15 protein-coding genes and 3 pseudogenes are annotated in these 22,435 nt (G+C 71.9%); 5 read left to right on the top strand and 13 right to left on the bottom strand.

Annotation, left to right across the window (positions count from 1 at the left end; translation table 11 throughout):
• The first annotated feature begins 431 nt into the window (after nt 1-431).
• Nucleotides 432-3,287: a glycoside hydrolase family 3 C-terminal domain-containing protein gene (locus tag OG352_RS31180; RefSeq protein WP_329221519.1), complete on the top strand. Its 2,856-nt coding sequence runs from the start codon at nt 432-434 to the stop codon at nt 3,285-3,287.
• A 129-nt stretch (nt 3,288-3,416) separates the two neighbouring features.
• Here OG352_RS31180 and OG352_RS31175 read toward each other — a convergent pair whose 3' ends face one another.
• From OG352_RS31175 to gabT, 5 genes and pseudogenes are all read right to left on the bottom strand, one after another.
• The gene (locus tag OG352_RS31175; protein ID WP_329224030.1) at nt 3,417-4,862 is read right to left on the bottom strand and encodes an aldehyde dehydrogenase family protein; all 1,446 of its coding nucleotides are present in this window, start codon (nt 4,860-4,862) and stop codon (nt 3,417-3,419) included.
• Nucleotides 4,863-4,885: 23 nt separating this feature from the next.
• Complete coding sequence (locus OG352_RS31170) at nt 4,886-5,656, bottom strand: phosphatase PAP2 family protein (protein ID WP_329221518.1); 771 nt, start codon at nt 5,654-5,656, stop codon at nt 4,886-4,888.
• 12 nt (nt 5,657-5,668) lie between these two features.
• Entirely contained in the window at nt 5,669-6,595 is a 927-nt protein-coding gene (locus OG352_RS31165) for an alpha/beta hydrolase (RefSeq protein WP_329221516.1), read from the bottom strand.
• A gap of 124 nt (nt 6,596-6,719) precedes the next feature.
• Nucleotides 6,720-6,936, bottom strand: a pseudogene (locus tag OG352_RS31160) (phosphatase PAP2 family protein); the annotation flags it as partial.
• Nucleotides 6,937-7,033: 97 nt separating this feature from the next.
• On the bottom strand, nt 7,034-8,368 hold the full coding sequence (gene gabT, locus OG352_RS31155; protein ID WP_329221514.1) for a 4-aminobutyrate--2-oxoglutarate transaminase: 1,335 nt from the start codon (nt 8,366-8,368) through the stop codon (nt 7,034-7,036).
• A gap of 245 nt (nt 8,369-8,613) precedes the next feature.
• On the opposite strand from gabT, the gene OG352_RS31150 reads away from it, so the two are divergent.
• Together OG352_RS31150 and OG352_RS31145 are read left to right on the top strand one after the other, a co-directional pair.
• Nucleotides 8,614-10,965, top strand: coding sequence for an ATP/GTP-binding protein (locus OG352_RS31150; protein WP_329221512.1), 2,352 nt, complete (start codon nt 8,614-8,616; stop codon nt 10,963-10,965).
• Between the two features lie 132 nt (nt 10,966-11,097).
• The gene (locus OG352_RS31145; protein WP_329221511.1) at nt 11,098-12,720 is read left to right on the top strand and encodes a PucR family transcriptional regulator; all 1,623 of its coding nucleotides are present in this window, start codon (nt 11,098-11,100) and stop codon (nt 12,718-12,720) included.
• A 180-nt stretch (nt 12,721-12,900) separates the two neighbouring features.
• On the opposite strand, the gene OG352_RS31140 is transcribed toward OG352_RS31145, so the two are convergent.
• The 7 genes and pseudogenes from OG352_RS31140 to OG352_RS31110 all read right to left on the bottom strand — a co-directional run.
• Nucleotides 12,901-13,353, bottom strand: coding sequence for a hypothetical protein (locus tag OG352_RS31140; protein ID WP_329221510.1), 453 nt, complete (start codon nt 13,351-13,353; stop codon nt 12,901-12,903).
• 138 nt (nt 13,354-13,491) lie between these two features.
• Nucleotides 13,492-14,895, bottom strand: coding sequence for an NAD(P)/FAD-dependent oxidoreductase (locus tag OG352_RS31135; protein ID WP_329221508.1), 1,404 nt, complete (start codon nt 14,893-14,895; stop codon nt 13,492-13,494).
• Nucleotides 14,896-14,911: 16 nt separating this feature from the next.
• Complete coding sequence (locus OG352_RS31130; RefSeq protein WP_329221506.1) at nt 14,912-15,724, bottom strand: ABC transporter permease; 813 nt, start codon at nt 15,722-15,724, stop codon at nt 14,912-14,914.
• On the bottom strand, nt 15,725-16,654 hold the full coding sequence (locus OG352_RS31125) for an ABC transporter permease (RefSeq protein WP_329221505.1): 930 nt from the start codon (nt 16,652-16,654) through the stop codon (nt 15,725-15,727).
• A gap of 1 nt (nt 16,655) precedes the next feature.
• Nucleotides 16,656-17,813 (bottom strand): ABC transporter ATP-binding protein, encoded by a 1,158-nt coding sequence (locus OG352_RS31120; RefSeq protein ID WP_329221504.1) that lies wholly within the window; start codon nt 17,811-17,813, stop codon nt 16,656-16,658.
• Between the two features lie 5 nt (nt 17,814-17,818).
• Nucleotides 17,819-19,066 (bottom strand): polyamine ABC transporter substrate-binding protein, encoded by a 1,248-nt coding sequence (locus OG352_RS31115; RefSeq protein WP_329221503.1) that lies wholly within the window; start codon nt 19,064-19,066, stop codon nt 17,819-17,821.
• Between the two features lie 70 nt (nt 19,067-19,136).
• Nucleotides 19,137-19,298, bottom strand: a pseudogene (locus tag OG352_RS31110) (gamma-aminobutyraldehyde dehydrogenase); the annotation flags it as partial.
• A 287-nt stretch (nt 19,299-19,585) separates the two neighbouring features.
• Between OG352_RS31110 and OG352_RS31105 the strand changes: the two are divergent.
• Nucleotides 19,586-20,158, top strand: a complete 573-nt coding sequence (locus tag OG352_RS31105) for an NADAR family protein (protein ID WP_329221502.1) — start codon at nt 19,586-19,588, stop codon at nt 20,156-20,158.
• Between the two features lie 133 nt (nt 20,159-20,291).
• Here the strand turns inward: OG352_RS31105 and OG352_RS31100 are convergent, their stop codons facing one another.
• Nucleotides 20,292-21,098, bottom strand: coding sequence for a DUF4190 domain-containing protein (locus OG352_RS31100; protein ID WP_329221500.1), 807 nt, complete (start codon nt 21,096-21,098; stop codon nt 20,292-20,294).
• 118 nt (nt 21,099-21,216) lie between these two features.
• On the opposite strand from OG352_RS31100, the pseudogene OG352_RS31095 reads away from it, so the two are divergent.
• A pseudogene (locus OG352_RS31095) lies at nt 21,217-22,433 on the top strand (adenosine deaminase); the annotation flags it as partial.
• Between the last annotated feature and the right edge of the window lie 2 nt (nt 22,434-22,435).

Raw genomic sequence — 22,435 nt, 5'->3', positions numbered from 1 at the left:
CTCGGCGGGTGCCCTGCGGCTACGGCTTGTGGGTGGGTACTGGCGACCGCGGGCGTGGTGGGGTGCCGCGCCGGGCCGGCCGGAGAACAGCGGTGCCTCGACGGGCCCGGGACTGCGTCCCCCAGGGGCGCGGGGAACTGCGCGAACAGCCACGACGGGCCCGCAGTCGACCACAACGCGCAGCCCCCTCGGTGTCGGCGCCGGGTGTCGTCCCTTTTCAGTCGAAGCGCTTCGATGTTGCTGCGAGGCTAAGTGAACGCCCTGGGGTGCACAAGGGCCGCTTCCAAGATTCCTCCGAGGTATGGAGGGTGACGTGTTCGCATGTACTGCCTGAAATTGCGGTGAAGTCCTCTTGACACCCACCCATGTGTCGAATGAGCATCGAAGCGCTTCGAAAGGACCTTCTCGCTCCACCGCAAAGGGATCTCCAAGTGACCGCACACACGACGCCCACGCCGCCTTTCCGCGATCCGCAACTGCCCTTCGCGAAGCGCATCGACGATCTGCTGTCGCGGCTGACCCCGGACGAGAAGGTCTCCTTCCTCCACCAGTTCGCACCCGCCGTCGAGCGGCTCGGCATCGCCGCGTTCCGCACCGGCCAGGAGGCGCTGCACGGCGTCGCCTGGATGGGTCCGGCCACGGTGTTCCCGCAGGCCGTGGGGCTGGGCGCGACCTGGAACACCGAGCTCGTGCGCCGGGTCGGCGAGGCGGTGTCCAAGGAGGTCCGGGCGATGCGCGCCCGCGACGAACGCGTCGGCCTCAACGTCTGGTCCCCCACGGTCAACCTGCTGCGCCACCCGCTGTGGGGACGTAACGAGGAGGGCTACTCCGAGGACCCCCGGCTGACCTCCGCCATCGCCACCGCCTACACGCACGGGCTGCGCGGCGATCATCCGACGTACTGGCGCACGGCCCCGGTCCTCAAGCACTGGCTGGCCCACAACAACGAGACGGGCCGGGACGTCACCTCGTCCTCGGTCCGCCCGCGCGTGCTGCACGAGTACGATCTGCGCGCCTTCCGCGGCGCGGTCGAGGCGGGCGCGGTGGCCGGGGTGATGCCCGCGTACAACCTGGTCAACGGCCGCCCCAACCACGTCTCGCCGTATCTGCGCGAGCACCTGCGGACCTGGACGGACGAGGATCTGTTCGTCTGCTCGGATGCGGGCGCGCCCTCCAACCTGGCCGACTCCGAGCACTACTTCGACACCCACGAGGAGGCGACGGCGGCCTCGCTGATCGCCGGCGTGGACAGCTTCACCGACCACGGCACCGACGGCTCGAAGATCGTCGCCCGGGTCCAAGGCGCCCTGGAACAGGGGCTGCTGACCGAGGCCGACGTCGACGCGGCGGTGCGCCGTCAGCTCTCGGTCCGGTTCCGGCTGGGCGAGTTCGACCCGCACTACGACCCGTACGCGGGCACCGGCGAGTTCGACACCCCGGCGCACCGCGCCCTCGCCGGGGAGGCCGCCGAGCAGGCGATCGTGCTGCTGCGCAACGACGGTGTGCTGCCGCTGGCGGCGGACACCCGGATCGCGGTGGTCGGGCTGCTCGCCGACGAGTGCAAGCTCGACTGGTACAGCGGCACGCTGATCCACCGCTCCACTCCCCTGGAGGGGCTGTACGAGCGGTTCGGCGCCGAGCGGGTCGAGTTCGCGGAGGGCGTGGACCGGGTGGTGGTGAAGACCTCCACGGGAGCGTTCCTGAAGGTCCTCGCCGGCTCTGAGGAGGAGGGCGGGGTGCGTGGGACGGAGGGTGCCTTGGATCCGGCGCTGCTCGCCGGCCGTACGGACCTTCCCCCGCTCACCACGGACGACGTCGCCGGCACGGAGTTCGCGCTCGTCGACTGGGGTGAGGACGTGCTGACGCTGCGCGCGCCCGACGGCCGCTATCTCTCCGTCGCCGAGGACGGCTTCCTGCGCGCCTCCGCCGACCAGCCCGGCGGCTGGATCGTCCAGGAGACGTTCCGTCTCGAACCCCGTGAACACGGTCACCTCCTGCGGCACTTGGGAACGGGCCGCCATGTCCGTGTCGCCGCCGACGGCGTGCGGGTTGCCGCCGAGAACGAGGAGAACGAGAATCCCGAGGTCTTCGAGGTCGTCGTCACCGAGCGCGGTGAGGACGCCGTGGCCAGGGTCGCCGCCGAGGCCGACGTGGTCGTGGTCGTGGCGGGCAACGACCCGCACCTCAACGGCCGGGAGACCGAAGACCGTACGACGCTGCGGCTGCCGTCCCAGCAGGAGCGGCTGCTCGCGGCGGCCCGGGCGGCGAACCCGCACACGGTGCTGGCGCTGGTGTCGGCGTACCCGTACGCGATCGAGCCGGGTCCGCCGGCCGCCGCGCTGTGGACGGCGCACGGCGGCCAGGCCGCGGGCACCGCCCTCGCACGCGTCCTGGCCGGTGACGTCTCCCCCGCCGGACGTCTCCCCCAGACCTGGTACGCCGACGACGCCGACCTGCCCGGCCTCCTCGACTACGACGTGATCGGCGCCCGTCAGACGTACCTCTACTTCGAGGGCACCCCGCTGTTCCCGTTCGGGCACGGCCTGTCGTACGCGTCGTTCTCCTACGCCGACCTTGCGGTGCGCGTCGAGGGCGACGCGGCGCACGTCTCCTTCACGGTCACCAACACCGGGGACGTGACGGCCGACGAGGTCGCCCAGCTCTACACCCGCGCCGTGGATCCGTCGGTCACCCGGCCGCGCCGCGAGCTGCTCGACCACCGCCGGGTGCGGCTCGCCCCCGGCGCGCGGGCGGAGCTGTCCTTCGAGGTCCCGCTGTCCGCCTTCGCGTTCTGGGACGTGGCGCACGGCCGGTGGCGTCTGGAGTCCGGCCCGTACGACCTGCTGGTCGGCGCGTCCAGCACGGACGTCCGGCTGCGGACGACCGTCACCCTGGAGGGCGAGCCGTCGGCCCCGCGCCCGGTCCGCCGGCGCGGTCTGGGGGCCGCCGACTTCGACGAGCAGAGCGGCACGGAGATCGTCGACCGTACGAAGGTGTCGGGCGACTCGGTGACGCCGGTGGCGGGCGGGACGGGCGAACTGGTCTACCGGGCCTGCGACTTCGGCGCGGCCACGATGGGCGTGAGGGTGACCGTGGCCGGATCGGGCACGGTCGAGTTGTCGCTCGGCGGCGGCCCGACCCTGGCCACGCTGACCGTCGCCACGCCCACCCCGGGGCCGTACGACTACGTCGACCTCGACGCGCCCTTCGCCGCCGACGGCGTCCACGACCTGCGCCTCAGGCTGCGCGGACCGCTGCGGCTCGCGCGCGTCGGCTTCTCCGGTTGAGGGGCTGGAGGCGGCCGGCATGAAGGAGCCCGGCACCGGAAGGCATCGGTGCCGGGCCTCTTCGAGAAAGCCTATATGAAAACGGTTCCCATTAGCTAGAGGGTTGGTCCAGGAAGAGCGCGAGCCCGATCAGAGTGCGAGGCCGGTCAGGACCAGCACCCGCTCGTACGTGTAGTCGTCCATCGCGAACTTCACGCCCTCGCGGCCCACGCCCGACTGCTTCGCGCCGCCGTACGGCATCTGGTCGGCGCGGTAGGAGGGGACGTCGCCGACGACGACACCGCCGACCTCCAGCGCGCGGTGGGCGCGGAAGGCGACCTGGACGTCGTGCGTGAACACGCCTGCCTGGAGGCCGTACTTGGAGGAGTTGACGGCCGCGAAGGCCTCGGCCTCGCCGTTCACCTTCGTCACGGTGAGGACCGGCCCGAAGACCTCCTCGCAGGCGACCTTGGTGTCCGCCGGCACGTCGGTGAGGACGGTCGGCGCGTAGGAGGCGCCGTCGCGCTTGCCTCCGGCGAGGAGGGCCGCGCCGGCCGCGACGGCCTCGTCCACCCACGTCTCGACGCGCTTGGCCGCGTCCTCGCTGACCAGTGGCCCGACGTCGGTCGCGCCGTCGGCGGGGTCTCCGGTGACCTGGGCCTCGACGGCGGCGACGATGCGCGGCAGCAGCCGGTCGTACACGGTGGCGTCCGCGACGACCCGCTGCACGGAGATGCAGGACTGGCCGCCCTGGTAGTTGGAGAAGGTCGCGATGCGGGTCGCGGCCCAGTCGAGGTCGGCGTCGCTCGCCCAGTCGCCGAGGACGACGGCCGCGCCGTTGCCGCCCAGCTCCAGGGTGCAGTGCTTGCGCGGCACCGAGTCCATGATCGCGTAGCCGACCTTCTCGGAGCCCGTGAAGGAGATGACCGGCAGCCGCTCGTCCTGGACGAGGGCGGGCATGCGGTCGTTGGCGACCGGCAGGATGCTCCAGGAGCCGGCGGGCAGCTCGGTCTCGGCGAGCAGGTCACCGATGACCAGGCCGGAGAGCGGGGTCGCCGGGGCGGGCTTCAGGATGATCGGCGCACCGGCCGCGATCGCCGGGGCGATCTTGTGGGCGCACAGGTTGAGGGGGAAGTTGAAGGGCGCGATGCCGAGGACGACACCCTTGGGGAAGCGCCGGGTGAGCGCGAGCCGGCCCTGACCGCCGAGGTCGGTGTCGAGTCGCTGGGCCTCGCCGCCGTTGAACCGCCGGGCCTCCTCGGCGGCGAACCGGAACACGGAGACCGCGCGCCCGACCTCGCCCCGCGCCCACTTGACCGGCTTGCCGTTCTCGGCGGAGATGAGCTGCGCGATCTCCTCCGTGCGCTCGACGAGGCGACGGCTCACGTGGTCGAGAGCGGCGGCGCGGACGTGGGCGGGGGTGGCGGCGAACTCGTCCCGTACGGCGTACGCGGCGGCCACGGCCTCCTCGACCTGCGCGTCCGTCGGCACACTGACCTTGCCGACGAGCCGGCCGTCCCACGGGGACGTGACGTCGAAGCTGTCCTCGCCGGTGACCTGGCGGCCGGCGAGCCAGAAGGCATGGGTGGAAGTCATTTGGCGAGTCCCGGCCCTTCCGCTTAGGGGGTGTCCTGAGTTTTCCGTGCTCCACGGTAGGGGCGGGAAGCCGAAGGGTCGCTTGTCCGTGTCGTACGGGTGGGTGGCGGGGGTGCGCCGGTTTGGCACGGTCGCCCCGCTGCCGTCCGCAGCCGCTCCCGCTCCGGGTTCCGGTTGAGGAAGAGCCACAGTGCCCCCAGCAGCGTTGTGCACAGACACCAGCTCGCCACCACGTCCAGCGGCCAGTGGTAGCCCCGCCGGACCAGCCCGAACGACACGGCCAGGACAAGGAGCGCGCCGGTGGCGACGGCCGCCCGGCGGGCGTACGCCGTGCGCAGCCACGGCAGCAGGACCAGCACCGCCGATCCGTAGGCGACGGCCGCCGTGGCCGTGTGCCCGGAGGGGTAGTAGCCGGTGGCCGGCGGCACGGCGGGCGTACCGGGCCGGTCGGTCCACTCCTTCAGGGGGACGACGATCAGCGGCACCAGCGCCATCAGTCCGAGCGCGGCGACTGACGGCACCCACCACCGCGCCCCGCCCGCCGCCCTCCCCCGCCAGGCCGTATACCCCGCGACCAGCACCAGGGCGGGCACCGCGACCTGCACATCGCCCAGGTCGGCCAGCAGTTCGCAGGCCCGGCCGGGGTGGACGAGGGCGCTGCTGAGGCGCTCGTCCGGGCGCAGCAGCGGCCCGTCGACGGCGACCTGCCAGGTGATCAGCACGAAGAGCAGTGCGGGCAGGCCCAGCAGGAGGGTGAGGAGCGTGCGGAAGGGGCGGCCGGGGCGGGACGACATGGGCCCAGCTTGTCAGCAGCGGCCGCCCCCGCGAACCGGGGTCCGGGTGCTCGGGGCCTGGGCCGTGTGGTCCAGGATCGCGGCGGCCAGTGGGGCGTGCACCGGGCGCGGCAGGGCGTGGCCCATGCCGGGGATCTCGACCGACCGGGCGTTCCGGATCACCTGGGCGAGGTGCTGGGCGTGCGGCGGCGGGTAGACGGGCTCGGCCGGGGCGTGGACGACGAGCGTCGGAACGTCGTTGCGGGCGAGCCGCTCGCTGCGGAGCAGACCCGAGGTGTCCGCGCGTACGTGCGCGGTGCTGGTGCGGTGGTGTCCGGTGTGCGCGACGATCCGGCGTTCGAGGGCGCGGGTGTACTCGGCGTCGAAGGGGATCCCGTCGCCGCCGAGCAGCCGCCAGTGCTCGACCCGCCGGTCCAGTTCGGCTTCCGGGTCCGCCTCCGGGTCCGGGGTGTCCTGCGCCGGTCGGGCCCACAGTTCCAGCAGTTGGGGCGCGGGGCCGGGGAGGTCGGACGCGGGGACTTCGGTGCCGTCCGGCGCCCGGTAGGCGGTGTCGCTGAGGGCGCCGGTGCCGATCAGGGTGGCGGTGCGCAGCCGTTCGGGGTGGTCGGCGAGGAGGAGTTGGGCGAGCATGCCGCCCAGCGACATGCCGACGACGTGCGCCCGGTCGGCCCCGAAGGCGTCCAGGACCTTGACCGCGTCCTCGGCGAGCGCGGCGATCGGGTACGGGTGCTCGTCGTACGCCCAGGTGGAGCGGCCGGTGTCGCGGTGGTCGTAGCGGATCACATGATGGCGGGCGGCCAGGAGGTCCACGAACTCGTCCGGCCAGCCGAGCCCGGACGCCTGTGCGCCCATGATCAGCAGGAGTGGGGGTGCGTCGGCGGGGCCTTCGGCCTGAGCCCAGAGGCGGATGCCGGGTGCGGCGTCGACGAAGCGTTCCATGGGTCCTCCGAGAACCAGGCGAGGGGGAGCGAGACGAGACGTATCGTATTGTATGCCGGGTGGAAAAAAGACCCCGGACTGGGTCCGAGGTCTGGTTTCCGTGGGCTGTGCCCGAGGAGGAGGTCGGCCACCCCGGAACAGGGGGGGTGGTTCCGGGGTGGCCGTCCAGACCGGAAACGTCGGCCGCCCCGGGGGGTTTGGGGCGGGCGACCGTCCGATCGGTGTGGAGATCCGGAGCCGGAGCTCCGGTTGTGTGCGCGAGGGCACGACCAGGTCGAAGCTGGGGAGGCCCCGGCCTGGGTTCCGTCCGCGGTTTCCTGCGGGCGGGGTGTATCTCTCATCTGGGTAGAACGTACGGCAGTGGCAGGCGGGGCGACAGGTGGAATCCCGTCCCCCCATCCACCCCGCACACCTTCTTCACACAGCCGCCGTCACGGCTCAGATGCGGGTGAAGGCCTGCTCGATGATGTCGAGGCCCTCGTTCAGGAGGTCCTCGCCGATGACCAGCGGCGGCAGGAAGCGCAGCACGTTGCCGTAGGTGCCGCAGGTCAGGACCAGCAGGCCTTCCTGGTGGCAGGCCTTGGCGAGCGCGGCCGTCGCCTCGGCGTTCGGCTCCTTCGTCGTACGGTCCTTGACCAGCTCGATGGCGATCATCGCGCCGCGTCCGCGCACATCGCCGATGACGTCGAACTTCTCGGCCATGGCGGTCAGCCGGGCCTTCATCGTCGCCTCGATCGCCTTCGCCCGGGCGTTGAGGTCCAGCTCCTTCATCGTCTCGATCGCGCCGAGCGCGCCCGCGCAGGCCACCGGGTTTCCGCCGTAGGTGCCGCCCAGGCCGCCCGCGTGCGCGGCGTCCATGATCTCGGCGCGGCCGGTCACCGCGGCGAGGGGCAGACCGCCCGCGATGCCCTTGGCCGTCGTGATCAGGTCCGGGACGATGCCCTCGTCCTCGCAGGCGAACCACTGGCCGGTGCGGCAGAAGCCCGACTGGATCTCGTCGGCGACGAAGACGATGCCGTTGTCGGACGCGAACTTGCTGATGGCCGGAAGGAAGCCCTTGGCGGGCTCGATGAAGCCGCCCTCGCCGAGCAGCGGCTCGATGATGATCGCGGCCACGTTGTCGGCGCCGATCTGCTTGTTGATCATGTCGATCGCCTGGGCGGAGGCCTCGGCGCCGGCGTTCTCGGGGCCGGTCAGCCAGCGGTAGCCGTATGCCACCGGGACGCGGTAGACCTCGGGGGCGAACGGGCCGAAGCCGTGCTTGTACGGCATGTTCTTCGCCGTCAGGGCCATCGTGAGGTTCGTCCGGCCGTGGTAGCCGTGGTCGAAGACGACGACCGCCTGGCGCTTGGTGTACGAACGGGCGATCTTGACGGCGTTCTCGACGGCCTCGGCGCCGCTGTTGAACAGCGCGGACTTCTTGGCGTGGTCGCCCGGGGTGAGTTCGGCGAGCGCCTCGGCGACCTCGACGTAGCCCTCGTAGGGCGTGACCATGAAGCAGGTGTGGGTGAAGTCGGCGAGCTGGGCGGTGGCCCGGCGGACGACGGCCTCGGCGGACGCGCCGACGGACGTCACCGCGATGCCGGAGCCGAAGTCGATCAGGCGGTTGCCGTCGACGTCCTCGATGATGCCGCCGCCCGCGCGCGTGGTGAAGACGGGGAGCACCGAGCCCACCCCGGCCGCGACCGCGGCGAGACGGCGGGCCTGCAGTTCCTGCGACTTCGGGCCGGGGATGGCGGTGACGACGCGGCGCTCCTGCGGAAGGGCGGTCATGAGGGGCTCCTGGGGGTGTACGGCCTTGCGGACTCTTACCTCTTTTGTCGCAGGCTAGGACCGGGGACGGAAGGTGGGCATGCTCCATGTGGGCGGTGTCGGCGAAGCCGGTTGTCCGCCGTGGACAGTGCGGGCCGGCCGGTGCTCGTCGCGGGCCCGGCCGCGTAAGCGGTGAACTCCCCTTGCGGGCGCGTTAGATTGACTCGCTGATGGTGGACGGAACGGCTGCTCAGGGGGCAGGGGCGATGGACAGCGACGGGACGCGGGACGTCCGGGGCACGCAGGCGAATCCGGTGCCGCGCCCGGCGGGGCCCGCACAGGTGCCGCCACGGCCGGCGCACGCCCCGGCCGCGAAACCCTTCTCCTCCGCCGCCGCCGAGTGGCTGAACGAGGAGCGGCCCGCCGCGAAGCCCGGCATCTGGCGCTTCGGCTACCGCCTGCCGAAGGGCGCCCGGCCGGCGGAGCGGCTGGCGCCGGTGACGGTGGTGGGCATGCTGGTGCCGCTGGTGGTGGCGCTCGTGCTGTGGTCGCTGTGGCGGCAGGGCGCGGTGCCGTACCAGTTCACGCTGCTGCGGCTGTTCACCCCGGGCGACTGGTGGTGGGGCGGCACGATCGCCTCCGCGAAGAGCTGGCAGGGCGAGGAGGCCCGCATCCTCTACGACGGCGTCTTCTTCGCCGTCCTCGTCTGCGGCATGGGCCGGCTGGGCAGTTGGCCGGACACCGTACGGCACTTCGTCGGCCGCCGGACGCAGCCCGCCCGCGCCGCGCTCGCCCTGCTGTGCGCGCTTGCCGCCCTGAGCTTCGTCTTCCCCGAGGCCCTCGGTCTCGGCTGGGACCCGCTGCCGGTCGAGCAACCGGTCTTCGCCCTCGTCGCCCTGGTCTCCGGCGGCTACGACCTCTTCCGCTCCCCCCTGTTCGTGAACGCCCTCTACGCGGTCATGGCCCTGCTCGTGGTGTGGCCGTTCGCGAAGGTCGGCGGCTGGTGGCCGTACGTGAAGGAACGACTCGCCGCCCGTCGCAACCCTGCGGCGGCCGCCGGCACCGCCGCCGAGCGGCCCCTCGCCCAGTGGCCCGAGCTGCGGGACGCCGGGCAGTACGAGGCGGCCGAGCTGCTGACCGGGGAGGTGGCCGGCGGGCGGATGAACGACGTGGACTGCGCGCGGGTGCGGCGGGCGTGGACGGCGGGGCTGCCCGACTTCCGGGACACCGTGCTGCGGCAGGGCGGGGCGGCCTGGACCCACCCGTCCGGCGCCCGCGACCTGCCCCGGCGCACCGCCCGGCACGACCTGCTCGCCGGGCAGGTGCGCATCGGCCGCTGGGTGGCCGCCGAGCGCACGCCGGTGACCTATCACGACGCGGGCGCCGCGCTCGGCCCGGACGTGCTGGGCACCTCGCTGCTGGCCGTCGGCCCGTCCGGCTCGGGCAAGACGCGGACGCTGCTCGAACCGCTGACGGAGGCGCTGGCCCTGCAGGCGCTCACCGGGGCGTGCGCGGTCGTCGCGGTGTCGTCGCCCGGCAGCGGCCCGCTGGGCGCCGACTCCGCGTTCGACGTGATCGTCCGGATCGGCGACCCGTCGTCCGTGCACGACCTCGACCCGTACGCAGAGTCCGACGACCCGGACGAGGCCGCCGCGATCCTCGCCGAGGCTCTGGTCGGCGACCTCGACACGGTGAGCGGCCAGGGCGCCACCACCGCTCTCGCCCAACTGCTCGGCCCCTACCGGACCGCGCACGGCCGCTTCCCCACCCTCCCCGAGCTGCGCGAACTCCTGGAGGGCGAGCCGGCGGCGCTGGCCGCGCTGCGGGAGGCGGTGGCCGGTGACGAGGTGATGCGCCGCGAGCTGGAGGCGCGCGTCCGTCAGACGGGGACGCCGGGCGACCCGGGCCGGGCCCTCGCCGACCGGCTGGCGCTGCTCAGCCGTCCGGTGTTCGCGGAGTTCTTCGGCGGTGGCGGCGACGCGCACCGGACGTTCTCGCTGCGCGCCGTCGCCCACCACCCGCTGCGGGTCCGTATCGACCTGCCCGAGCGGGGCCACGAGGAGGCCGCCCGGCTGATCACCCGGCTGGTGCTCGCCCAGTTCCACACCGTCGTACGGGAGCGGCGCGGCCACTTCGCCTGTCTGGTCCTGGACGACGCGACGGGGACGGTCACCGACGGGTCGGTGCGCCGGCTCCAGCGGCTGCGCTCGCAGAACGCGGGCGTGGTGCTCGCCCTGCGCACGGTCGGCGACGTCCCCGAGGCGCTGCACGGGCCGCTGTACGGGGCCGTCGGCTGCCGGATGGCGTTCGCCGGCGTCACCACCTGGGACGGCAGCAGGTTCGCGCAGAGCTGGGGCACCGAGTGGGTGGAGACCACGGAGGTCGCCAAGCACACCGTCTTCGCCGACCAGCCGATGACCCGCGCCATCCACGCCCTGCGCAAGCTGGTGACCGGCAAGGCGGTGACCACGGACGCGGTGACCGTGCGCCAGGTCGAACGGGAGCGGTGGTCGGCGTCCCGGTTGGCGCACGAGGTGCCCCCCGGCCACGCGGTGCTGTCCCTGACGAGCGTGCGGGGCGAACACGCGCCGCCGCTGCTGGTGGATCTGCGGGGCTGAAGCCACGTCCGGCTTCTCCTCCAGTGAGGCAGAATCGACACGGGCCGTTCATACGAGGCGGCCAAAAGATCACCACCGCAGATCGCCTCTCACAGATCGCCTCTCTTCTCGACTCTTAGACCTGAAGGCCGTATGCCTCCCACGCTCGCCTCGCTGCTCCACCACTCCGCGCTGAAGCTGACCGTGCGGGCGGGCGGGGACCGGCTGGACGTGCCGGTGCGCTGGGCGCATGTCAGCGAACTCGCGGACCCCGTGCCGTACATGGAGGGCGGGGAGCTGCTGCTGATCACCGCGCTGAAGCTGGACGCGGAGGACCCGGAGGCCATGCGGCGCTATGTGAAGCGGCTGGTCAAGGCGGGGGTGGTGGGGCTGGGCTTCGCCGTCGGCGTCACCTACGAGGAGATCCCGGAGGCGCTGGTGGACGCGGCCGAGGAGGAGGGCCTGCCGCTGCTGGAGGTACCGCGCCGTACGCCGTTCCTCGCGATCAGCAAGGCGGTGTCGGCGGCGATCGCGGCCGACCAGTACCGGGCGGTGACGGACGGGTTCGCGGCCCAGCGCGAGCTGACGAAGCAGGCGCTGACGGACGGCCCCGAGGGGCTGCTCGGGGCGCTCGCCGCCCAGGTCGACGGGTGGGCGGCGCTGTACGACGCCTCGGGCGCCGTCGTGGGAGCCGCGCCGGAGTGGGCGGGCCGGCGGGCCGCGCGGCTCACTGCGGACGTGGAGCGGCTGCGGGAGCGGCCGGCCCCGGCCTCGGCGGTCGTCGGGGGCGGCGGCGGAAGCGAGCACTCCGGGGCCGACGACCGCCATGACGACCGCGTCGAACTGCACTCCCTGGGCACCGGCCGCCGCCCCCGCGCCGCGCTCGCCGTCGGCACGGCGGCGGCGCTCGGCACCGCCGAGCGGTACGCCGTCCACTCGGCGATCGCCCTGCTCACCCTCGCCACGGAACGCTCCCGCTCCCTCCAGGAGGCGCAGCAGCGGATCGGCGCGGCGGTGCTGCGCATGCTGCTGGCGGGCGAACCGGACCACGCGCGCGCCGTCGCCGGGGACCTGTACGGCGAACTGCTCGACGCCCCGTTCCGGGTGATCGTCGCCGAGTCGGCCTCGGCATCAGCCTCGCCTCCGGCCGACGCGGCCGGTGACCCCTTCGGCGCTCTCGTCGAGGTCGTCGAGTCGGCGGCCGCGCGGGCCGGGGAGGCCGTGCTCGTGGTGCCCCAGGGCGCGCGGCTGGTGGTGCTGGCCACGGACGGGGGCGCGACCGTGGCGGCGGGCGCGCGGTACGCGACGTCGCTGGAGGGAACGCGCGCGGACGGCGAGGCGGCGAACGACAGCCACCTGGTCGTCGGCCTGTCGGCGCCGGCCGGGCCGATCGCGGCGGCAGCGGCGTACAAGCAGGCCGAGCAGGCGCTGTCCGTGGCGCGGCGCCGGGGCCGGGTCCTCGTGGAGCACGAGCGGCTCGCGGCGGGCTCCGTGCTGCCCCTCCTCGCGGACGACGCGGTGAAGGCGTTCGCGGACGGCCTGCTGCGCGCCCTGCACGAGCACGACGCGACCGGCCGCGGCGACCTGGTGGCCTCCCTGCGGGCGTGGCTCTCCCGGCACGGGCAGTGGGACGCGGCGGCGGCCGACCTGGGCGTCCACCGGCACACCCTGCGCTACCGGATGCGGCGGGTCGAGGAGATCCTCGGGCGTTCGCTGGACGACCCGGACGTCCGGATGGAGCTGTGGCTCGCGTTGAAGGCCACGTCGACGGACTGACGGACTGCCCGGCTGAACAGGCCGCATGCCGGACGGACGGCAGGCCGATGGGACCGCGGAGGTCCGCGTCGGCCGCACGGACGGCCGACGTGAAAGGGACCTGCGAAGGGATCTACGGCGTTACCGCGCTGGCCCCGACCAGGTCGGTGGCCGGGGACGGTAACGGGCTGTTCCGGTCGGTCAGCCGTTCCCTCCCCCGGCGAGTCCCGCCGCCGCCTCGTGCATCGCCAGTTCGAGGAGCGCCGGGTCGGTCAGGGTGCCGGAGCCGTCCGGCGGGACCAGCCAGCGCACGCCCCTGGTCGAGCGGCCCGGGTACGGCACGACGATCCAGGTGCCGGCCCCGGCCGTGCGGATGCCGGTGCCGAGCCAGCGGGCGGCCGTGCCCGGCGCCACGAAGAAGCCCATGCGGCTGTCTCCGAAGTCGACGAGCACGGGGCCCGGCTGATCGAGGAACCGGGTCAGTACGTCGAGGGTGGGATAGCCGAGTTCGCCCGGCAGGATGAGTACGTCCCAGGCCTTGCCCGCGGGCAGCAGCGCCACCCCCAGGGGGTTGCGCTCCCATTCCCGGCGGCATGCCTCGGGATCCGGTGCGACGGATGCCAGCCATTCGACAGCCGTCTTCGCCCCAGCCATGTGAAGTCCTCCCTTTCACTCGTGGACGCGGTCGCGTCACGAGGGGGAGAGGGCGCTGCACGGCGAGCATTACGCGGGTTCGGGCGACCCGTAGGGGTGAACCAGGTCACACCGCGACTGTCGGCGGTACCGGACGCGTCAGCTGTCGAAGCCCAGCCCCAGCCGGTCCATCGTCTTCAGCCACAGGTTGCGCCGCCCGCCGTGCGCGTCGGCGCGGGCCAGCGACCACTTGGTGAGGGCGATGCCGGTCCAGGCGAACGGCTCGGGCGGGAAGGGCAGCGGCTTCTTGCGGACCATCTCCAGCGACGTCCGCTCGGTGCGCTCTCCCGACAGCAGGTCCAGCATCACCTCGGCGCCGAACCGGGTGGCCCCGACACCCAGGCCGGTGTACCCGGCCGCGTACGCCACCTTCCCGTGGTGCGCCGTCCCGAAGAACGCCGAGAAGCGCGAGCAGGTGTCGATCGCCCCGCCCCACGCGTGCGTGAAGCGGACGCCCTCCAACTGCGGGAAGCAGCCGAAGAAGTGCCCGGCGAGCTTGGCGTACGTCTGCGGCCGGTCGTCGTACTCGGCGCGCACCCGGCCCCCGTAGGGGTAGACCGCGTCGTAGCCGCCCCACAGGATCCGTTGGTCGGCGGAGAGCCGGAAGTAGTGGAACCGGTTGGCGGAGTCCCCGAGGCCCTGCCGGTTCTTCCAGCCGACCGAGTCGAGCTGGGCGGCGGTCAGCGGTTCGGTCATCAGCGCGTAGTCGTAGACCGGGACGGTGTACGCCCGCACCCGTCTGACCAGGCTGGGGAAGATGTTCGTGCCGAGCGCGACCTGCCGGGCCCGGACCTGCCCGTAGGGGGTGCGGACGGCCATCCCGGCGCCGTACGGCTTCAGGTCCAGCGCGGGCGTGTGCTCGTGGACGCGGACGCCGAGCCGGAGGCACGCCCGCTTCAGGCCCCAGGCCAGCTTGGCGGGGTGCAGCATGGCCACGCCCGCGCGGTCGTACAGTCCCGCCTCGAAGGTGGGCGAGGCGACCTGCGCGCGGACCGCGTCGGCGTCGAGGAACTCCAGGCCGTCGGCAAGGCCCCTGCGGTCGAGCTCCTCGTACCAGTCGCGCAGTTCCCACGCCTGGTAGGTCTCGGTGGCGACGTCGATCCCGCCGGTGCGCTCGAAGTCGCAGGCGATGCCGTGCCGGGCGATCGCCGCCTCGATCTCGTCGAGGTTGCGCGCGCCCAGCTCCTGGAGCCGGTGGATCTCGTCCGGCCAGCGGGCCAGTCCGTTGGGCAGCCCGTGGGTGAGGGAGGCCGCGCAGAAGCCTCCGTTGCGGCCCGAGGCGGCCCAGCCCACCTCGCGGCCCTCCACCAGCACCACGTCCCGCAGCGGTTCGCGCTCCTTGGCGACGAGCGCGGTCCACAGCCCGCTGTAGCCGCCGCCGACGACCAGCAGATCGCAGGTCTCGGCGCCGGTGAGCGCGGGCTCGGGGTGGGGCTTGTCCGGGTCTTCCAGCCAGTACGGGACCGGCTGGGCGTCGGAGAGAGAGGTGATCCACCGGTTCATGGCGCCGCCTTATGCCCTATGCCTTGTACCGGTGTCGGCGGTTTCCGATGACCATCGAGGTCAGGACCAGCAGGACGGCGACCAGGAACATGGCCGTGCCGATGACGTTGATCTGGACGGGCGTTCCGCGCTGTGCCGAACCCCAGACGAACATGGGAAAGGTGACGGTCGAGCCCGCGTTGAAATTGGTGATGATGAAATCGTCGAAGGAGAGCGCGAAGGCGAGCAGCGCGCCCGCGGCGATTCCGGGGGCGGCGATGGGCAGGGTGACGCGCAGGAAGGTCTGCGCCGGTCCGGCGTAGAGGTCCTGGGCGGCCTGTTCCAGGCGCGGGTCCATCGACATGACGCGGGCCTTGACGGCCGTCACGACGAAGCTGAGGCAGAACATGATGTGCGCGATGAGGATCGTCCAGAATCCCAACTGTGCACCCAGATTGAGGAACAGAGTGAGCAGCGAGGCCGCCATGACGACCTCGGGCATCGCCATCGGCAGGAAGATCAGCGAGTTGACGGCGCCCCGCGCGCGGAAGCGGTAGCGGACCAGCGCGAAGGCGATCATCGCGCCGAGGAGGGTCGCGCCGATCGTCGCCCAGATGGCGATCTGGAGGCTGAGCGAGAGCGAGCCGCACAGTCCGGAGACCCCGCACGGGTCTTTCCAGGCGTCCGTGGAGAACTGCTGCCACTGGTAGTTGAAGCGGCCCTTCGGTTTGTTGAAGGAGAACACCGTGACGACGATGTTCGGCAGCAGGAGATAGCCGAGCGTGAGAAGTCCCGCGATGACCACGAAATAGCGCTTGAGCCAGTTGAGAAGTGCGTTGACGAAAGGCATTCAGACCAGCTCCTCCGTCCCGGACCTGCGGATGTAGAAAGTGACCATGAGTAGGATCGCGGCCATGAGAATGAAGGAAAGGGCGGCCGCCGTCGGATAGTCCAGGACGCGCAGGAACTGCGTCTGGATGACGTTTCCGATCATGCGGGTGTCGGTCGAGCCGAGGAGTTCGGCGTTGACGTAGTCGCCGGCCGCCGGGATGAAGGTCAGGAGCGTCCCGGCGACCACGCCGGGCATCGACAGCGGGAAGGTGACCTTGCGGAAGGTGGTGCTCGGCCTCGCGTACAGGTCGCCCGACGCCTCGTGCAGCCGCACGTCGATGCGCTCCAGCGAGGAGTACAGCGGCAGGACCATGAACGGCAGGAAGTTGTACGTCAGACCGCACACCACCGCGAGCGGCGTCGCCAGGACCCGGTCGCCGGAGGTCCAGCCGAGCCAGCTGGTGACGTCCAGGACGTGCAGCGTGTTGAGCACTTCGACGACCGGGCCGCCGTCCGCGAGGATCGTCTTCCAGGCGAGGGTGCGGATCAGGAAGCTGGTGAAGAACGGCGCGATCACCAGAATCATGATCAGGTTGCGCCAGCGGCCCGCGCGGAAGGCGATCAGGTAGGCCAGCGGGTAGCCGAGGACCAGGCACAGGATCGTGGCGGCACCGGCGTAGAGGACCGAGCGCAGGAACTGCGGCCAGTACTCGGTCAGCGCGTCCCAGTAGGTCGCGAAGTGCCAGGTGACCTTGTAGCCCTCCTCCAGGGAGCCCGTCTGCACGGACGTGGAGGCCTGGTAGAGCATCGGCAGCGCGAAGAACACGATCAGCCAGAGCAGCCCGGGCAGCAGCAGCCAGTACGGCGTCCAGCGCCCTCGCCTGCGCGGCGGCGCCTTCGCGGGGGCCGTCGGGGAGAGCGGCGGGGGTGCCTCGGTGAGCGTCGCCATCTCAGACCGCCGCCTCTTCCTGGATGCCGGCGTCGATGTCCTGCGCCGCGTCCAGGCCGAAGGTGTGGGCCGGGTTCCAGTGCAGGACGACGTCGGCGCCGGGCACCAGCCGGGCATCGCGGTCGATGTTCTGGGCGTAGACCTCGAACTCGGGGCAGACCGCGCTGTCGATGACGTACTGCGTGGAGACGCCGATGAACGACGAGTGGGCGATCCGCCCGGTGATGCGGTTGCGGCCCTCGGGGATCCCGCCCGCGTCGTCGGCGTGGGTGAGGGTGATCTTCTCCGGGCGGACGCCGACCAGCACCTTGCCCCCGGTCCGCGTGGGCGCCGAGCAGCGGGCCTCGGGCAGGACGAGCTTGCCGCCGCCCGCCTTCAGGACGATGTCGTCGCCGCTCTTGGCGTCGACCTCGGCCTCGATCAGGTTGGACGTGCCGAGGAAGTTGGCGACGAACGTGGTGTGCGGGTTCTCGTAGAGGTCGGTCGGCGAGCCGAGCTGTTCGACGCGGCCCGCGTTCATCACGGCGACCGTGTCGGCCATCGTCATGGCCTCCTCCTGGTCGTGCGTGACGTGCACGAAGGTGATGCCGACCTCGTTCTGGATGCGCTTGAGCTCCAGCTGCATCTGGCGGCGCAGCTTGAGGTCGAGGGCGCCGAGGGGCTCGTCGAGGAGGAGCACCTTGGGCTGGTTGATGAGGGCGCGGGCCACGGCGACGCGCTGCTGCTGGCCGCCGGAGAGCTGGTGCGGTTTCTTGCGCGCCTGCTCGCCGAGCTGGACGAGCTCCAGCATGTCCTCGACCTGCTTCTTCACGCCCTTGATGCCACGGCGGCGCAGGCCGAAGGCGACGTTCTCGAAGACGTCGAGGTGCGGGAAGAGGGCGTACGACTGGAAGACGGTGTTCACCGGGCGCTTGTACGGCGGGAGGGCCGTGACGTCCTGGTCGCCGAGGTGCACGGTGCCGGAGGAGAGTTCCTCCAGGCCGGCGATCATGCGCAGGGTGGTGGTCTTGCCGCAGCCGGAGGCGCCCAGCAGGGCGAAGAAGGAGCCGTGCGGGACGGTCAGGTCCATCGGGTGGACGGCGGTGAAGGAGCCGTAGGTCTTGCTGATGCCGGCGAGGCGGACATCGCCGCCGCCACTGCCGCTGTCGGTCGTCTTCATCGTCGTCACGCCCCAGTGAGCTTCGCGAACTTCGCCTCGTAGGCGGTCTCTTCCTCCGCGCTCAGGGAGCGGAAGGCGCGGGACTTCGCCTGCATGGCCTTGTCGGGGATGATCAGCGGGTTGTCCGCCGCCTCCTTGTCGATCTTCGCAAGCGCGTCCTTCACGCCGTCGACGGGGCAGACGTAGTTGATGTACGCGGCGAGCTGGGCGGCCGGCTCCGGCTCGTAGTAGTAGTCCATGAGCCGCTCTGCGTTCGTCTTGTGACGCGCCTTGTTGGGGATCAGCATGTTGTCGCTGGACGTCAGATAGCCGCTGGCGGGGATGACGAAGTCGACGTCGGGACTGTCCGCCTTGAGCTGGACGACGTCCCCGGCCCAGGCGAGGCAGGCCGCGAAGTCGCCGCTGGTCAGGTCGGAGGTGTAGTCGTTGCCGGTGAAGCGGCGGATCTGGCCGGCGTCGACGCCCTTCTGGAGGCGGGCGACGGCCGCGTCGTAGTCGTCGTCGGTGAACTTCGCCGGGTCCTTGCCCATGTCCAGCAGGGTCATGCCCATGGTGTCGCGCATCTCGGTGAGGAAGCCGACGCGGCCCTTGAGCCTGGGGTTGTCGAGCAGGTCGGAGACCGACTTCACCTCTACGCCGTCCAGCGCCTTCTTGTTGTAGGCGATGACCGTGGAGATGCCCTGCCAGGGGTACGAGTAGGCGCGGCCCGGGTCCCAGTCCGGGCTGCGGAACTGCTCCGAGAGGTTGGCGTAGGCGTGCGGGAGGTTGGACGCGTCCAGTTTCTGGACCCACCCCAGGCGGATGAGGCGGCCGGCCAGCCAGTCGGTGAGGACGATGAGGTCGCGGCCGGTGTCCTGGCCCGCGGCGAGCTGCGGTTTGATCTTGCCGAAGAACTCGTTGTTGTCGTTGATGTCCTCGGTGTACTTGACCTTGATGCCGGTGCGCTTGGTGAAGGCGTCGAGGGTGGGGTGGTGCTTGCCGCTGTCGTCGACGTCCATGTACTCGGTCCAGTTGGAGAAGGTGACGGTCTTCTCCTTCGCCGAGTGGTCCTCGGCGGACGTGCCGCCCGAGGTCTTGCCGGCCGCGGGGATCCCGCAGCCGCTCAGTGCGCCGAGGCCGCCCAGGGTGACCGCGCCGCCGGCGGAGGCACGCAGCAGCGAACGGCGGGTCAGGGCCGCCCTGCCACTGCGGAAGCTGCGCCGTATGGCGGCCACTTGGGCCGGGCTCAGACGGTCGGGCTCGTACTGCTTCATGCGCGTGATGCCCCTTCGGGAGGTCCGGCCGTGGTCGGCGGCCGATTCGTCGTCGCTGATGAGTCGTCGCTTACGCGTCTCCGAAGATGGTGCGGTGCCAGGGCTTGCGAGCCATCGCCGTGTTATCGAACATAACGTGCTTTACCTGGGTGTACTCCTCGAACGAATACGCTGGCATGTCCTTGCCGAAGCAGGAGGCCCGGTAACCGCCGTGGGGCATCTCGCTGATGATCAGGGATCCCGCGATGTACCGGGTGCCGTCCGTGAAACGTTCCTGCGCGGGGAACCGGTCCTGCATGTCGCTCTCCTCCGCCTTCGCCCCGCTGTGCGCGGGGGCGGGTGACGTAGCTCCAGCCTGATTTGATTGACGATCCTGACAGAGCAAGGGCACTCCAACAAGTGATTCCGTTGTTGCCTTTTGGTTACACGACGGAATCTGTCGACGAGGGGCGACCGGGTGTCGAGTGGGGGCGGAAAAGGCGGGACGCGGTGTCAGTGGTGCCTGCCATGCTGGCGGGCATGGAGAAGATCGATGGGCGGGATGCCCTGGTCAGGGAGGTCCAGGCGGGGGCTCGGATCAAGTATCTGCACTTCTGGGGACACCGGCCGCGCCCCGACGGCCAAGTGGGCGCAAGCTGTCTGAGCCAGTGGTGGCCGTCACCGTTCGTGGTCGACGGGGTCGCCTACGCGACGGCCGAGCACTGGATGATGGCCGGCAAGGCGCGGCTCTTCGCGGACCCGGAGGCGGAGCGGCGGGCGCTGGCCGCCGGTTCCCCCGCCCAGGCGAAGAAGGAGGGCCGCCTGGTCCGCGGCTTCGACGAGGCGACCTGGGAGCGGGAACGGTTCCGGATCGTGGTCGAGGGCAGCACCCACAAATTCGCCTCGGACCCCGCACTGCGGGCGTTCCTGCTGGGCACGGGCCGGCGTGTACTGGTGGAGGCAAGCCCGATGGACCGCGTGTGGGGCATCGGCATGGCGGCGGACGACGAGGCGGCGATGAACCCGCAGCGCTGGCGGGGAGCGAACCTGCTGGGCTTCGCCCTGATGGAGGCACGGGAGCGGTTGAGGACGGGGGCGGAGACGGGGGCTTGAGACGGAGACGGGGGCTTGAGACGGAGACGGGGGCTTGAGACGGGTGCCTGAGCGGGTTGCCCGGGCCGGGGACTGAACGGGGCCTGAGCGGAGGGGCTGAGACCGGTCGGCACCTGCCTGGGTTGGTCAGGTCTCAGGGGGCCACGAGCACCAGTACGCCCATGCCGATGCCGAGCACGATGCCCGCGCATCCGCAGATGATGCCGGCCAGTGCCTGGCCGGGGTTCGAGGCCTCACCGCGTCCGGCCCTGCCACGGCCGAGCGCGCCGAAGACGACGCCCAGGATGCCGAGGACGATCGCCAGCGGCCACAGGCAGAAGACGATGGCCGAGATGATCCCGAGCACGAGCCCGGCGACACCCATCCCGTTACTGTCCCCCGCCCCGTACCCGGGCCAGCCGTAGGGGCCCGGAGCGCCGCTCCCGTAGGGGGCCTGGGGCTGGGACGGGGAGCCGTACCCGTAGCCGCCGGGATAGCCGTACGGGATCTGCCCGGGACCGTCGGGGGCGATGGGCGGCGGAGGGACCGCACCGCCCTGGCCGGGAGGCGGGAAGGAGCCGAGCGGGCCGCCGTAGGGGTCGGCCCAGGGCAGTGAGGTGACCGTCCGCTGGTCGTGGACGGACGGGGGTGCCTGGTGCGGCGAGGCCGGCGGTTCGTTCGCGGCGACGGTGTGGCCGGGTCCGCTGCCACTCCGCGCGCCGTCGCCCGGGGCGGCCCAGGGGTTCGACGCGACGGGCGAACCGGCAGTCCCGGCGTCCCCGGCAGTCCCGGCAGCACCGGCAGCACCGGCAGCACCGGCAGCACCGGCAGCACCGGCAGCACCGGCAGCACCGGCAGCACTATCCGCCGCGCCCGTGTTGTCCGCGCCCGTGTCCCCCGTGTTCTTGTCCAACGGCACCCTGGGAGCCGCGTCCTGCGGGCCGGTCGCCTCGTCGGACATGCGTGGATCCCCTCTGTCACCCTCTGGCTGTCACCCTCTGCCAAGCCTTCCGTCATGCTACGGCCCGTGTCGTTCGAGGCGGGCGGCGGTCTCCCAGGCCTCCGCCTCCCAGGCCTCCGCCTACGATGATCCCGACTCATCGATCAGCCGATCACCCGCGTCCCGTCAGGCCCGCTCGGCCCGGGGCGCCGTCCCGGGGAGGACCCCATGACCGACCGCCTCGACGCCTCCGCAGTGGCAGCGACTGCCGCCGCCGATCCGAGCGGCGCCCGTGACCTGCACGCCTTCATCGCGGGGCTGCCCAAGGCCGAACTGCACGTCCACCACGTCGGCTCCGCCTCCCCCCGCATCGTCTCCGAGCTGGCCGCCCGGCACCCCGACTCCAAGGTGCCCACCGACCCCGAGGCCCTGGTCGACTACTTCCAGTTCACGGACTTCGCCCACTTCATCGACGTGTACCTGTCCGTCGTCGACCTGATCCGCACCCCGGAGGACGTCCGGCTGCTGACGTACGAGGTCGCCCGGGACCTGGCGCGCCAGCAGGTGCGGTACGCCGAGCTGACCATCACCCCGTTCTCCTCCACCCGGCGCGGCATCGGCGAACTCGCCTTCATGGACGCGATCGAGGACGCCCGCAAGGCGGCCGAGGCGGAGTTCGGGACCGTGCTGCGCTGGTGCTTCGACATCCCCGGCGAGGCCGGCCTCGATGCCGCCGAGGAGACGGCGCGGCTCGCCACCGACGACCGGATCCGCCCCGAGGGGCTGGTCTCGTTCGGGCTCGGCGGCCCCGAGATCGGCGTACCGCGCCCGCAGTTCAAGCCGTACTTCGACCGGGCGATCGCCGCCGGCCTGCGGTCGGTGCCGCACGCCGGCGAGACCACCGGCCCGCAGACGGTGTGGGACGCGCTGACCCATCTGCGCGCCGAGCGCATCGGGCACGGCACCAGCTCCGCGCAGGACGAGAAGCTGCTCGCGCATCTCGCCGAGCACCGCATCGCCCTGGAGGTGTGCCCGACCTCGAACATCGCCACGCGCGCGGTCCGCACCCTCGACGAGCACCCGATCAAGGAGTTCGTGCGGGCCGGCGTCCTCGTCACGGTCAACTCCGACGACCCGCCGATGTTCGGCACCGACCTCGACAACGAGTACGCCGTCGCCGCCCGCCTCCTCGGCCTCGACGAGCGCGGCGTCGCCGGCCTCGCGAAGAACGCCGTCGAGGCGTCCTTCCTGGACGAGGCCGGCAAGGCCCGCATCAGGGACGAGATCGACACCTACACGGACACCTGCACCGGCGGCTACCCGAACACCTCCGCAGCAGAACGGCTCGCCCCCTGACG

The sequence above is a fragment of the Streptomyces sp. NBC_01485 genome (genome assembly GCF_036227125.1).
Lineage (GTDB): Bacteria > Actinomycetota > Actinomycetes > Streptomycetales > Streptomycetaceae > Streptomyces.
This window is presented reverse-complemented; position numbering and strand designations above follow the sequence as displayed.